The organism is Microvirga sp. 3-52, from assembly GCF_018383585.1.
Taxonomy (GTDB): domain Bacteria; phylum Pseudomonadota; class Alphaproteobacteria; order Rhizobiales; family Beijerinckiaceae; genus Microvirga.
In genome coordinates this window covers 1-12,834 of record NZ_JAHAMK010000003.1, presented here as the reverse complement: position 1 = coordinate 12,834, position 12,834 = coordinate 1, and the positions used below count along the sequence as shown (strand labels likewise).

General features: G+C 58.2%; 13 protein-coding genes and 1 pseudogene. 4 read left to right on the top strand and 10 right to left on the bottom strand.

Features of this window, described 5'->3' with window-relative positions; genetic code table 11:
- Positions 1 to 44: 44 nt before the first annotated feature.
- The 10 genes from fliP to flgB all read right to left on the bottom strand — a co-directional run bounded on the left by fliP (position 45) and on the right by flgB (position 6,084).
- Positions 45 to 782 carry a flagellar type III secretion system pore protein FliP gene (gene fliP / locus KHP60_RS03460; RefSeq protein WP_213562185.1) on the bottom strand — a complete coding sequence of 246 codons (738 nt, stop codon included), beginning with the start codon at positions 780 to 782 and terminating at the stop codon, positions 45 to 47.
- A gap of 42 nt (positions 783 to 824) precedes the next feature.
- Positions 825 to 1,238 (bottom strand): flagellar basal body-associated FliL family protein, encoded by a 414-nt coding sequence (locus KHP60_RS03455; protein WP_249688471.1) that lies wholly within the window; start codon positions 1,236 to 1,238, stop codon positions 825 to 827.
- Positions 1,239 to 1,358: 120 nt separating this feature from the next.
- A complete protein-coding gene (flgH, locus tag KHP60_RS03450) occupies positions 1,359 to 2,057 on the bottom strand; it encodes a flagellar basal body L-ring protein FlgH (protein WP_213562183.1) in 699 nt (232 codons plus the stop codon).
- A complete protein-coding gene (locus KHP60_RS03445; protein WP_249688470.1) occupies positions 2,054 to 2,557 on the bottom strand; it encodes a MotE family protein in 504 nt (167 codons plus the stop codon). Before KHP60_RS03445 ends, flgH begins: the two co-directional genes overlap by 4 nt.
- 8 nt (positions 2,558 to 2,565) lie before the next feature.
- On the bottom strand, positions 2,566 to 3,663 hold the full coding sequence (gene flgI, locus KHP60_RS03440) for a flagellar basal body P-ring protein FlgI (RefSeq protein WP_213562181.1): 1,098 nt from the start codon (positions 3,661 to 3,663) through the stop codon (positions 2,566 to 2,568).
- A gap of 2 nt (positions 3,664 to 3,665) precedes the next feature.
- Positions 3,666 to 4,127 (bottom strand): flagellar basal body P-ring formation chaperone FlgA, encoded by a 462-nt coding sequence (gene flgA / locus KHP60_RS03435; RefSeq protein ID WP_213562180.1) that lies wholly within the window; start codon positions 4,125 to 4,127, stop codon positions 3,666 to 3,668.
- A 24-nt stretch (positions 4,128 to 4,151) separates the two neighbouring features.
- On the bottom strand, positions 4,152 to 4,940 hold the full coding sequence (flgG, locus tag KHP60_RS03430) for a flagellar basal-body rod protein FlgG (protein WP_213562179.1): 789 nt from the start codon (positions 4,938 to 4,940) through the stop codon (positions 4,152 to 4,154).
- A 10-nt stretch (positions 4,941 to 4,950) separates the two neighbouring features.
- Positions 4,951 to 5,280: a flagellar hook-basal body complex protein FliE gene (locus KHP60_RS03425; RefSeq protein ID WP_213562178.1), complete on the bottom strand. Its 330-nt coding sequence runs from the start codon at positions 5,278 to 5,280 to the stop codon at positions 4,951 to 4,953.
- 1 nt (position 5,281) lies between these two features.
- Positions 5,282 to 5,698: a flagellar basal body rod protein FlgC gene (flgC, locus tag KHP60_RS03420; protein WP_213562177.1), complete on the bottom strand. Its 417-nt coding sequence runs from the start codon at positions 5,696 to 5,698 to the stop codon at positions 5,282 to 5,284.
- Positions 5,698 to 6,084: a flagellar basal body rod protein FlgB gene (flgB, locus tag KHP60_RS03415; protein ID WP_213562176.1), complete on the bottom strand. Its 387-nt coding sequence runs from the start codon at positions 6,082 to 6,084 to the stop codon at positions 5,698 to 5,700. The genes flgC and flgB overlap by 1 nt, the downstream gene beginning before the upstream one ends.
- A gap of 365 nt (positions 6,085 to 6,449) precedes the next feature.
- Here flgB and KHP60_RS25790 point away from each other — a divergent pair.
- From KHP60_RS25790 to KHP60_RS03400, 4 genes and pseudogenes are all read left to right on the top strand, one after another.
- A pseudogene (locus tag KHP60_RS25790) lies at positions 6,450 to 6,842 on the top strand (PAS domain-containing protein); the annotation flags it as partial.
- A gap of 57 nt (positions 6,843 to 6,899) precedes the next feature.
- The gene (locus tag KHP60_RS24950; protein ID WP_311924580.1) at positions 6,900 to 9,212 is read left to right on the top strand and encodes a PAS domain S-box protein; all 2,313 of its coding nucleotides are present in this window, start codon (positions 6,900 to 6,902) and stop codon (positions 9,210 to 9,212) included.
- Positions 9,178 to 9,798, top strand: coding sequence for a response regulator FixJ (gene fixJ / locus KHP60_RS03405; RefSeq protein WP_213562174.1), 621 nt, complete (start codon positions 9,178 to 9,180; stop codon positions 9,796 to 9,798). The genes KHP60_RS24950 and fixJ overlap by 35 nt, the downstream gene beginning before the upstream one ends.
- Before the next feature lie 140 nt (positions 9,799 to 9,938).
- Positions 9,939 to 12,689 (top strand): heparinase II/III family protein, encoded by a 2,751-nt coding sequence (locus tag KHP60_RS03400; RefSeq protein WP_213562173.1) that lies wholly within the window; start codon positions 9,939 to 9,941, stop codon positions 12,687 to 12,689.
- Positions 12,690 to 12,834: the final 145 nt, after the last annotated feature.

The following is a 12,834-nucleotide window of genomic DNA, read 5'->3' as shown; positions in this document are numbered from 1 at the left end:
CTGGGCCACTGCTTTTTGCGCGCTACGAAGAAGATTTGGGGCGCTCAGAAGTATGAGCGCACGAGGCCGCTCACGAGAATATTCCAGCCATCGATCAGAACGAAGAAAAGGATCTTGAACGGCAGCGCCAGAACGGTTGGAGGCATCATCATCATGCCCATGGACATGACCAGCGTCGCCACGATCATATCGATGACGAGGAACGGCAAGGCGATCAGGAAGCCGATCTCGAACCCACGCCGCAATTCGGAGATCATGAAGGCCGGAATCAGAATCCTCAGGTCGATCTTCTCGCCTTCGCTGGGCTTGGGATAGTTGACGGAAGCGAGATCGCTAAACATCTGCAGGTCCTTGGACCGCACATGGGTCAGCATGAATTCGCGGAAAGGTTCCGTCGTCTTGGTAAAGGCCTCGGCCTCGGTGATGCGGTTCTCAGTCAGCGGCCTGACCCCGTCGTTCCACGCTCGGTCGAAGGTCGGGCCCATGACGAAGAAGGTCATGAACAGAGACAGGCTAATCAGGAAAATGTTGGCGGGCGTGCTCTGCAAGCCGAGACCGGAGCGCAGGAACGAGAAAGCCACGACGAACCGAGTGAAGCTCGTCACCATGATCAGGAGGCCGGGCGCCAGGGAGAGAACAGTTAGAAGGACGACAAGCTGAATGATTCGGCCGCTGACAGCTCCATCGCCGGGAGGAATGAGCGACTCAAGTCCGGCAATCTGGGCCTGCGCGCCCGTTGCAGCCAAGATGAATGCACTGGTGAAAATGAAACGAAGAGGCATCGGTCACTATGTCTTTCAAGAAAAATAGGCCAGAGCTTTACTCTATTGAACAATCAGGGTTTCGAGCACCAGCTCCTGAATCACACCCTTGGAGCGTAGCCTTGCGCGCTCATTGAGGTCTTCCCGCAGATGAAGGAGCCCGCTCGGGCCCTGGATCTGCGCCAGCGACATGGTGCGGATATAGGACAGGATATCCTGCCTCATCTCTGACACCAGCACGTCGGAATTCTGTTCACCGTCCGGCTTGTAAACGATCGACGCCTCGACCCTGACCCAATCGCTATCCGAGCCAGCCAGATTCGTCACGACCGGAGCAAGCTTTTTGATCGCGATGTTGCCCGTATAGGCGCCGGCGACCTCGGCTTTCTGCGGCAAGACCTTGTACTTTTCCTCAACCCGCTTCTCGATCCCGGACACCATGACCAGGCCAAACCCTCCGCCGATGGCAGCGGACAAGAGGGTCAGAAGGCTGAGCGTCAGGAGCCATCTGAGCGATCCTTCCTTGCTCGGCAGGGTTCCCGAAGGAGCTGGAAGTTCTAAGGCCTTGGCCATTCTTCTGTTGTCCTATCGATCTGCCTAAAAGGGAGCCACGACATCGTAGATCTGCTGCCCATAAGCCGGCTGCTGGACCTCCATCAGGCGTCCGCGGCCGCCATAGGAGACTCGGGCCTCTGCGATCTTGTCGTAGCTGATCGTGTTCTTAGGCGAGATGTCCCGCGGCCGCACGATGCCGGCAATGTTCAGAATGCGGAGCTCGTAGTTCACGCGCACTTCCTGCGATCCGCTAATCACCACGTTGCCGTTCGGCAGCACTTCGTTGACTACGGCAGCAACGGAGAGGCGCAGCTTCTCCGATCGATCGATCGTTCCCTCTCCCTTGGACGACGAGGACGATTGGAGACCGATGTCCCCTGCCCCATCCGCATTCCACCCTTTGAAGGCGAATGCATAATCGAGACCCGCGCTGATGGAGGACCGCCGCGACCTGTCGCTCGCGTTGTCGAACTCGGCCTTGTCGTCGATCTGGATATTGACCGTCACGATATCGCCCACCTGCCTGGCTCGCGGGCTCGTGAAAAGATCGGCGCTGGCATTGCTCCAGGTCGAATTCGCAGCGGTCGGACCTGTACCCTTGAACAGGTGTGGGAGCGGTTCACGGGCGACGGCGATGCCCGATCCGACGGGTGTCATACCCGGCTCACGCCCGAGATCCTCCGGCCTCGTCGCGCATGCGCCAAGGAAACACAGGCCGGCAATCATGATCAGGTTTTTCAATTTTGCCTCACGGTAGTCTTTTCCCGCTTGGGAGCATCGGTGATGACGTTTGCCAGTTGAGCTGCCCGCGCGGGCTCCATTTCGTTCAGCACGGCGCTCGCCACCCTGGGATTGAGCTTGGCGACGACGGCTGCGGCGATCTCCTCGTCCATATTGGTGAGCTGCAGCGCTGCAGCGTCCGGACGCATGCGTGAGTAGATCTGCACGATCGTCTCGTCGGCTTTCTCCAGAACCTCGTTCCGTCGGTGCAGCCATTCCTCGTACTCGGCGCGCTTGGCCTCCAGCACCTTGAGACGGCCTTCGATTTCCTTTTCCATATCGGCGAGCGCCTGCTTTTGAAGCGCAAAGCGCGCGTCAGACGCCGCGTCGGCGATGTTGGCGCAGTACTGATTGTTCTTGGTGTCTGCCTTGACATCCTGCGCCAATGCGGCCGGGAATGTGCCTAGCCCTATGAGAAGGCCGGCGGCCAGCTTCGTGTGCCGGACGATCTTGACGATCATGGTCTTTCTCATTGAATCACCAGCTCCGCCTGAAGGGCTCCCGCCGTCTTGACCGCCTGGAGGATCGCAATCACATCGGACGGCTTGAGGCCCATCTGGTTCAATCCTTTGACGAGGGTCTGCAGATCCGCACCCCGGACAATCGCAAGAGGAACTCTCTCTTCCGCCGCAGTGATCTGAGTGCGTGGCACGACCACGGTCTGCCCCATTGAGAACGGATCGGGCTGCGACACTTCGGGTGTTTCGGTCACGCGAATCGTCAGAGCTCCGTGCGTGATCGCCACCGTCGAGATCTGAACGTTCTTTCCAATCACCACCGTTCCGGTCCTTTGGTCGACGACGATACGGGCCGGGGTGTCCGGCCTGATCTCGAGGTCACCCAGTTCGGCAATGAAGCGGGTTGCTGCAACGTTCTTCGGTTTCTGCAGGACGACCGTGCGAAAATCGCGAGGCGATGCGACACGGACGCCGTAGCGCTGCTGCGAGTATTGGTTGATCGCATCCGTGATCAGCGTGGCGGTCTTATAGTCGGGGTTCTTGAGTTCGAAGGCCATGGGCCCAACGGTATTGAAGCCGCCCTGCACTTCCCTCTCGATGAGAGCACCGTTCGGGATACGGCCGGCCGTTGCGACGCCCGATGTCAACGTCTCAGCCTGCCCTTGTGCGGAAAAGCCGGATACGGCAATCGCACCCTGTGCAACCGCATAGACCTGCCCATCGCCGCCTTGCAGGGCCGTGAGCATCAGAGTGCCACCCTTCAAAGAAGTTGCATCGCCCATCGACGTGACCGTTACATCGATGCGAGATCCTGCTCCCACGAATGGCGGAAGATCGGCGGTGACGATGACGGCCGCCACATTGCGCGTACGGAGATTGATGTCGCGGACATTGACGCCCATCCGGTCCAGCATCGACTGAAGGGACTGCTCGGTGAATTGGGAATTGCGAAGCGTATCGCCCGTTCCCTGCAGACCCATGACGAGGCCGTAGCCGATCAACTGGTTGTCGCGCACACCCTGAACGGCCGCCACATCCTTGATGCGCGTTGCAGCATAAGACTGGAAGGAAGCGAAAACCGCGACGAGGAGAAGTATGATGCGGAGCATGACTAGAATCCAATCCGGATCCTGCCGTCGGGCTGGACCCGACCGGTGATGATTCGACCACTATCGACGTTCTTGACCTGGATCGTCTCGCCCAGCGTCCCGGACTGGAGCGGGATTCCGGTCCCCATGATGGAGAGCCCCCCCTCCTCGAACATGATCTGGGCTTGGACGCCTCGTGTCACAAGCTTGGGATCGTCGACCGCATTCATCGGGATCGGCTCTCCGGGCAGAAGAGTCCGGCGTGCCATCTTCCCCGCAAGAACCCGAGGCGATTCGATGACGGCAGTCCGGTAGCGGTAGTTTTCCGGAAACGTCCGATCCTTGAGCATCGACTCATTGATCGTGTCGCCAGGATAGATGGTGATCGCGGGAACCGGGAGAATGCGCTCTTCAGCCGTGGCAACCTGTGAGGTTGACACGACGATGGCACTTGCCACGAGAGCCATGTGAAGGGGATGCTTCATGAGTCTATCACCCGGTTTCCGCGCTTAGCGGATGCCCTTGGAAACGGTGCCGGCCATGTCATCGGCGGCCTGGATCACCTTGGAGTTCATCTCGAAGGCGCGCTGAGCGGAAATCAGGTTCGTGATTTCCTTGATCGGATCGACGTTGGAGGCTTCAAGATAGCCCTGGTGGATCTTTCCAAATCCTGGATCGGCCGGAATTCCGACGGCCGGCGCGCCAGATGCGAGGGTTTCGCGGTAATAATTGCTGCCGATCGGCTCCAGGCCGGCATCGTTTGCGAAGTTCGCAAGCGTTAGCTGTCCGAGATTCTGAGGCTGAGCCTGGCCGTCGACCTTTGCGAAGATTTCACCGGATTCGTTGATCGTAACGTCGAGCGTGTTCGGCGGAATGATGATCGGTGGATTAAGCGTATAGCCGTCGAGTGTGACGAGTTGCCCGTCGCCATTCTTGTTGAAGGAACCTGCGCGGGTGTAAACGGTCTCGCCGTTGGGAGAATCCACTTGAAACCAGCCGCGGCCGTTTAAAGCAAGATCGAACTGGTTCGACGTGTTGGTCAGAGATCCCTGGCGATGCAGGTTCCGGATCGCCGCAGTGCGGACGCCGAGACCCAGCATGGCTCCCTCCGGGACCGGGCTCGATCCGGCCTGATTGGGAATCGCCTGGGACCGCTCGGTCTGATAGAGGAGATCCGTGAACTCTGCCCGCGCTCCTTTGAAGGCGGTGGTGTTAACGTTCGAGATATTGTTGGCAATGACCTCGACGTTAAGCTGCTGTGCATTCATGCCTGTGGCAGCAATCGCAAGCGCTCTCATTTGGATCTCCTTAAATCGCCATCCGCGCAATTTCTTGATAAGCCGCAACGACCTTGTCACGGATCGCGATGGCCGTCTGAAGCGTCTGCTCGGCCGACATCACTGCCTCGACCACCTGCTGGACCGAGGCTTTCCCCTGGATTCCCGCAATCGATGCGGCTTCACCGGCCTTCAAGGTGTCGACCGCACTTGTCGCCACTTGAGCCATCATATCGGTGAAGCTTGCCTGAGACGCGCCGGAAACTACACCTGCCGCCGGTGAGGCGCCGAAGGTTGGAATCGCTGCGACCGCCGTAGGGCGATCAATCATGGACGAGATGGAGGATACTGCGCTGACCATATCAGCCTCTTATGAGATCGATTGTTGCGGAGATCATGGCTCTGGCCTGCTTCATCATCTGCAGGTTGGCCTGGTACGATCGGTTGGCTTCCCGCATGTCGGCCATCTCGATCAGCATGTTGACATTCGGCTTCTTGACCATGCCATTCTCGTCCGCTGCGGGGTTGCCGGGATCGTATTCGACCGGAAAAGCGGACTCGTCATGCCCGACATCCTTGACAGTGACCGAGGCTGCTCCGAGCGTTCGGTCGAGCTCGGATTTGAAGGTGATCGTCTTGCGGGTATAAGGATCGGAGCCGGGCGTGCGCCCTGTCGATTGCGCGTTGGCGATATTCTCCGAAATGACGCGCAGACGCGCCGATTGGGCCTCCAGACCGGAGCTCGACAACTTTCCGGATGCAACTAATGGATCGATCATCACGCAGTCCTTACGCTCGACATCAGCATGCGGTGGAATGACTTCACGATGCTTGTGTTCAATGAATGCTGCCGGTTGACCTCACCCGACTTGAGCAGTTCCTGCTCGAGGCTGACCGAGTTCTTGGAATAGACAGTGTCCCAGCTGTCGGCCTTCTTGACTTTGTTTGCCTCGGCCTTCGACGGGGAAAAGCCGATATGGCTGTCGTTCGTCGAAGCCATGATCAACTTGGTTTTGTCCAGAATGTCGGCAAAAGGCTCAATATCCCTGGCCCGATAGCTAGGGGTATTGGCATTGGCGACATTGCCGGAAATCGTCGTCTGGCGCGCAGCAAGCCATTGCGCCTGTCGCGATGCCAAATCGAACAGATAGACAGGTGCCGTCACAGGGGTCTCCGGGCGAATATGGTAAAGAGGGATTTAAGCCTCCAACCTTGCACGAGGCTGACCTGTTCGTGGCCTGAGAGATCGAGTTTCTCTTTAAACGATGCGGCACATGAGACGCGAGGTGTCCGACATCCGAAATACAGGGCAGCTTTGTGACTCCCAAGGGAAGAAATGTAATTTCGTTATTAAGCTCGGGCGATTGCAGGTTGACGAGCGCCTCAGCGCCACGATGCCACATCCAATGCTGTTGATTTTCGAACCGCTCCCTTCAAGAAGGGCTTGCAACACCAGTCGTGACTTTTTGTTAACGAACAGGCATACCGATAAAGCTGCTTTGAGCCTGGAGTTTACGCGCGACGCGGCGAATGGGTTGGGGGACGATGACTCATATTTCTGCGCTAAGCGAGGGAATGAGGGTGCGATCTGCGCGAGACGCTCAGCAAGTCGCCGATTCCACTCGCGTCCTCAATTCCATCCGTGACTTCGCCTTGGTCACGCTCGACCGCAATGGAAACATCGTATCGTGGAACATCGGCGCGGAACGCATCTATGGCTGGAAAGCAGATGAGGTTATCGGCCGTCATGTTTCCTGTCTTTACACGTCTGAGGCCGCAATACGCGGAAAGCCTGCGCAGGATCTGAGAGCGGCCGAACGTTTCGGTCATTCGGCAGACCAGATCCGCTGCACGACGAAGAATGGAATCAATCTCCTGTGTCGAATAACAATTGACGCCGTCGAAGATGATGTTGGAAGCATCTGCAACTATGTTCTGACATCCCGCGACATCAGCCGCTTCATGGCCGCGGAGGCCGCCTTGAAGACGCAAGAGGAGCGGTATCGGGCACTGATCGAAGCAAGTGCCGCGATGGTCTGGCGAGCCTCCCCAGACGGCTCGATCATCGATGGCGTGTCTGACTGGGAAACTTCCGACAGTCAGGCCCTCAGCGAAGCCAAGGATTTCACTTGGCTCAATGCCGTTCACCCCGAAGACCGTGAGCGACTGACCTCGACTTGGCTGGAAACGCTCGCCTCGGAGGAATCCGGGACCAGCGAATACCGGATGCGGCAGTCCAACGGTACGTATCGATGGGTTCTGACCAGGGCAGTCCCTCTCCGAGATCCTGATGGCATCGTGCAGGAGTGGGTCGGCACGGTCACAGATATCCATGAGCAGAAATCGGCCGCCGAGCGCCTCCGTCAAAGCGAGGAGCAATACCGCGCCCTGATCGAGGCGAGTGCCGCCATTGTCTGGCGCGCCACCACCGGCGGCTCGATCACGAAAGGCTGGGGCTGGGAGGCGTTTACCGGCCAAGCGAGAGGGGAAATTACGGGCCATGGATTTCTCGATGCCGTGCATCCGGATGACCGTGAAAAATTCATTGTACAATGGCAAGCCACCCGCCTCTCGGAAGAGCCTGGTGTCCTCGAATTCCGTGTTCGGCGTGCGGATGGAAAATATCGTTGGGTTCTGACCAGAGCCGTGCCGCTTCTGGGTGAGGAAGGCGTCGTCCAGGAGTGGGTCGGAACAATCACGGATATTCATGACCAGCGATTGGCGGAGATGAAGCTTCGCAGCAGTGAAGAACGGCTGCGCTTGGCGATCGAGACGACGGCTCTCGGCATCTGGGACCAGGATCTTGTGACGGGCCACCATCAATGGATGCCGGAAGCTCGTCAGATCCTGGGCTTGGCATCGGATGCCATCATCACCCGTGAGATCGTGCTCGGCTGCATCCATCCCGATGACCGCGGCCGAATGGAGAACTCGTTCTATGCCGACGAGCTCGGCACTAACCTGACCTATAGCGGAACGTTCCGTATTATCCGCGCTGATACGGGTGCCGAACGATGGGTCTCGGCGATCGGCCGCACACTGGTCGATGAGAACGGCCGGCCCATTCGCAAGATCGGGACAGTTCAGGATATTACCGAGCGCAAATTGGCTGAGAATGCTTTGCGCTCGAGCGAAGAGCGGTTGCGTACGCGGGAAGCACATCTCAGATCGATTCTGGAGACCGTTCCGGATGCCATGGTCGTGGCCGATGAAGGAGGCGTCATCCGGTCCTTCAGTGCCACAGCCGTGCATATGTTCGGCTACCGGCCCGAGGAAGTCATCGGCACGAACGTGAAATTCCTGATGCCCCTGCCTTACCGCGAGCAGCATGACGGTTATATCCGCCGGTATCGCGAGACCGGGGAGCGCCACATCATCGGGAGCGGTCGTGTCGCCGTTGCCCAGCGCAAGGACGGCTCGACCTTTCCGATGGAGGTCCAGGTTGGCGAAATGGAGTCGGACGGCGAGCGCTTCTTCACCGCCTTCATTCGCGATCTGACGGAGCGCCAGCGAACCGAAACGCGGATGCAAGAATTGCAATCCGAGCTTGCCTACATGTCACGCTTCACGGCCCTCGGTGAGATGGGGTCGACCCTGGCTCATGAAATCAACCAGCCGCTGACTGCGATCACCAGCTACCTCAAGGGCTGCGGCCTCATCCTGAGCGATGTCGAAGGCGAGAAGGCCGCCCTTGTCAAGCATGCGGTCAACGAGGCCGCGGAGGAAGCCCTGCGTGCCGGCGAAGTCATCCGTCAGCTGCGCGAGTTCGTGGCCCGCGGTGGCAGCGAGCATCAGATCGAAGGCCTTCAGCGACTGGTCGAGGAGGCCAGCGCCTTGGCTCTGGTGGGAGCCAAGGAAAAGGAGGTCAAGGTCGAGTTCGACTTTCCTCCGGAAAGCCCTCTGGTGTTCGTCAACCGCGTTCAGATCCAGCAGGTGCTGCTCAACCTCATCCGCAACGCCATCGAAGCGATGCAGGAGGTGAGCCAACGCGAACTGATCATTCGTGCCCGAGCCGTCGAATCAAATACCTTGGTTCAGATCAGCGTGCAGGACACCGGTTCGGGGATTGCCCCGGAAGTCTTGAAGAACCTGTTCAAGCCATTTACCACCACGAAACAGAGTGGCATGGGGGTCGGCCTCTCGATCAGCCGGACGATTGTCGAATCCCACGGCGGCAAGATCTGGGCAGATTCAGTTCCCGGCGAGGGAACCAGTTTTCACTTCACTCTTAGAACTGTCGATAAGGAGGACTTGGCCAGTGTCGAGCACGCCGATCGTGTATGTGGTGGATGATGACGTTGGTGTGCGTAAGGCCCTGTCCTTCCTGCTGGTGTCGGCTGGCCTGAACGTTCGCCTATATGAATCGGCCAAGGCCTTTCTCGACGAAGTGAAAGATCCCGGCCAATGCTGTATCGTTACGGATGTTCGCATGCCTGGCATCGACGGGCTAGACTTCATCCGTCGCCTCCATGGACGCGGCCTCAATGTCCCCGTTGTGGTCATGACGGGGCACGCTGATATCCCTCTTGCCGTCGAAGCCATGAAGGCCGGGGCCATCGACTTTCTCGAGAAGCCGTTCAGGGAAGATCGATTCCTGGAGGTGGTACGCTTCGCGCTGGTGTGCGATGAAAAAAGTGTGCGCAAGAACCAGGAGCTTCTCCGGACTCAAGCTCGGCTGCAATCCCTATCCCAGCGGGAGCGCCAGGTGCTCGATGGTCTCGTGGCAGGAAAAGCGAATAAGATGATCGCTCACGAGCTGAACATCAGCATCCGGACCGTGGAGATTCACCGCTCCAACGTGATGGCCAAGATGGAAGCCAAGAGTCTCTCCGAACTCATCCGGATGGCCTTGTTCCTAGAAGTGGCGACCGGCAGCTGAACAGATGCCTCGCGCCACGGCTCGCGCACCTGACCGCCTGCTGCTCGTACACTTTCGCCTTCCGACTGCAAGGCTCCCAGAGCTGCTCCGTATATCCTTGCTGGGCCATCATCCGCCTCGGTAGAGAATTTGGTATCTCCATGCCCGATGTCAGACGCATTGTCCCGGTCGCCCCTGAACAGGCACCCGACCCATTGCTCCATAATCCCAATCATGGGGACAGCATCGTCTCAAACCATAATCGGTGGTCTCGAACAGCTTTCGAATTCAAAGATGTATCGGGTGACACGTGGTGTGAGCTCAGTTTCAGGATTTTTTGGCATCCGGAAGAGAAGAGCAGAACTGTCCACGACTTTGCCGCTATCGGCGTCGACTTTCTGACCGAAGACGGTTCGAGCATCGAGTTCGCCTATGTGCCGGGTCTCGTGAGAACGCAGATTGATCCGCATAGCTGCTACATCGCTGGACCCGATTATTACGAACGAAGCGATGACTTAGCCCATTCGGCGAGAATTCAGGTTTCATTCCTTGTGCCGGCTCCTGCCAAGCGCCTTTCACTCACCGTTCGAAGCTGGCGCAACTCCCATCCTTTTACGATCCGCGACCTTCACCTCCACCAGGGTGTCCAGACGATCTCGGCGGATGAGCAGTTAGACCCCGCGGGTACCACCAAGGCCACGCCTCGTCGCACATGGATAGCGCTCAACAGCACACCAATCTGGTTGAACTATGCCGTTGTTCCTGGGCACAAGCTCTTCGTCCGGGGGCAGCTCGTCAGCGAGAACCCGGAGGGCCATGGAGCCTTAGCCCGCATTGTCTTCCGTGACGTCCAGGGCATCATGTTGCCTGATCTTTACGAGGAAGTCGCCGTTTCGCCGGATGTCGGACCGTTCATCGACATTCCGATTCACCGACAGACGAGGCGCTTCACGTTAGAGCTTACCCCTCCTCCGCAGGCTGCGACGGTATCCCTCGGCTTTCAGACATGGCGAGATGAAACCAAAATCAATCTGGTGACTCCGCTCGAAGTTTCGGTCGGCGACGACCTTCTCCTCGAGAATATCCTGACGGACGATCAAGCCGATGCCCGAGCATTTCTGAGGTCCGCGCTTGAACGGCTCGAAAGAAGCTCCGACCCCGAGCGCCCCATCAGGAGCACCGCCAAACTCAGGCAACTCATAGATCGTGAGGCTCTGTCATCTCTCGTTACGATCCATGACAAGCTTCGAGCCGTTCAGCATGGTGAAACGAGTGCCATTGTCGACGGACGTCTGACGCTTTGCAATCATGAACCATGGCCCGTGCCCGAGACGCTGGAATGGACGGAAGATCCCTACCAATCGCCGGCCTGGCGCCTGGAGTTTCAATCCCTTTCTTGGCTTCTGGATCTCGCACGGCAGCCGAAATCCGGCGGCCTCGCATGGGCGCTCGATCTTGCTACGTCCTGGTCCCGGACGAATGCCTGGGGGCAGCCTCAGGATTCCTTGAGCGCCTATCCCTTATCCTTGGCAACGCGCACCGAGGTTCTGCTGCATCTGCTGTCCCTCGGCATGGTTCGCAAGGTCTCAGATTCGGGAGTCCGACAGGAGATTCTTCTCTCGGAAGCAATAAGGCATGCCTTTGCTCTCGCCGAGATTCTCAGTCAGAATATTTTCACGAACTCGATCCTCCAAGTCCGGGCAGCTAGTGCGCTTCTCGCCGTTGCACGCGCCGTCCCGAATTTTTCTATGGCTGCCTATTGGGCATCCATCGCGATGGCTCAACTTCACAATGGCTTCGATCACTTGATCGGTCCGGAAGGATTCTGGGTCGAGCAATCGCAGCATTCCCGGTTGGAGATCATCTCACTCGGCTTGATCTTAGTCAGCATCCTTGAAGAGACGTCAGAGAATGGTGCGCTCCGAACTCATCTGCTCGATCGCCTGAAAGACGGGCTACGGGTCATCGTTGCCATCACTGACCCTGCTGGCATGCTTCCCCCATTCGGGGATGTGCCGCATGGCCATCATCACGCATCCTGGCTGAGGCGGCTGATCTCCATCCATGGCAGATCGTTGCTGTCGGATCGCAAGTTGGCGGAAGAGTTGTCGTATCCAACCGGTCCGCGGATGTTCGCATCCAAGCCCGCGGGAGTGGTTACCTTCCGCCATTACGACCGCAAGACTCACTGGGGCTATCTCTGCGCCTCTTTCAATGAGCAGCGTCATGAGAATGGCCATTTTGACTGCGGTGCCTTCGTCTATGCCGCCGGGGGCGTGCGATGGATTACGGACCCCGGAGGATCCGGCCTTCTGGATGCCGGTCCGGCCCGGCAATATCTGCTCTCGTCGAGGGCACACAATGTTGCAATCCCGAATGGGCGCGAGCAATCGGCGGGAAGCGGCTGGATCGAAGCACAAATCTCCTTCAGGAATGGATGGGCCGTTCGGATCGGTACGAATGTCTATGGACCGTCCTACAGCCATTCCCGTGCCATAATCTGTTTGGACGACTTGAACACCATTGCCGTCATCGACAAGTTTCAGGCGACAGAGAAGCGTATCAGCGTTGAAGGCTTGCTCCACTTCGGAGAAGATATCGCAGTCGCGCTCGCGGGGGCCAATCTGGCAATCGGCATTCGCAACAGAAACAGGCTTCGGATTATTCCGCACCTAATCGAAGGCCGGTTTGACGGCTTTGTGATACAGAACGGAAACCACAGCCGTCCCGGAGTGCTACAGGGGTTCCTGTCCTATGAGACAGGGGGATTACGGCCGGCCAATGTCCTAAGCTACAAATTCTCCGGCTCAGAACGTGCATGTGGCGGCACAATCCTCACGATGAATGAGCGTGGCCTCAAAACCATTCAGGAACTTCTGACATCGCAGGAGATCAGCGATTTGCTCAGTTAAAGCGCTTTTGATCTGGACTTGAATCCATTCGGGTGGGCTGTGCGTTGACAGGCATATGGCCCGGGAGGCAAGCCATGCCCCAGCCCTATTCCGCTGATCTGCGTGCGCGTGTTCTGGTCGCCGGTGCGCGCGGCGACCTTCCTCA

What these genes read in the sequence shown, in the direction of transcription:
- flgI (WP_213562181.1), bottom strand. Translation starts at nt 3,663, where the DNA reads ATGCTCCGCATCATACTTCTCCTCGTCGCGGTTTTCGCTTCCTTCCAG.
- KHP60_RS03425 (WP_213562178.1), bottom strand. Translation starts at nt 5,280, where the DNA reads ATGGTCAGCGCAGTATCCTCCATCTCGTCCATGATTGATCGCCCTACG.
- KHP60_RS03445 (WP_249688470.1), bottom strand. Translation starts at nt 2,557, where the DNA reads ATGATCGTCAAGATCGTCCGGCACACGAAGCTGGCCGCCGGCCTTCTC.
- flgG (WP_213562179.1), bottom strand. Translation starts at nt 4,940, where the DNA reads ATGAGAGCGCTTGCGATTGCTGCCACAGGCATGAATGCACAGCAGCTT.
- flgC (WP_213562177.1), bottom strand. Translation starts at nt 5,698, where the DNA reads ATGATCGATCCATTAGTTGCATCCGGAAAGTTGTCGAGCTCCGGTCTG.
- flgA (WP_213562180.1), bottom strand. Translation starts at nt 4,127, where the DNA reads ATGAAGCATCCCCTTCACATGGCTCTCGTGGCAAGTGCCATCGTCGTG.
- fliP (WP_213562185.1), bottom strand. Translation starts at nt 782, where the DNA reads ATGCCTCTTCGTTTCATTTTCACCAGTGCATTCATCTTGGCTGCAACG.
- KHP60_RS03400 (WP_213562173.1), top strand. Translation starts at nt 9,939, where the DNA reads ATGCCCGATGTCAGACGCATTGTCCCGGTCGCCCCTGAACAGGCACCC.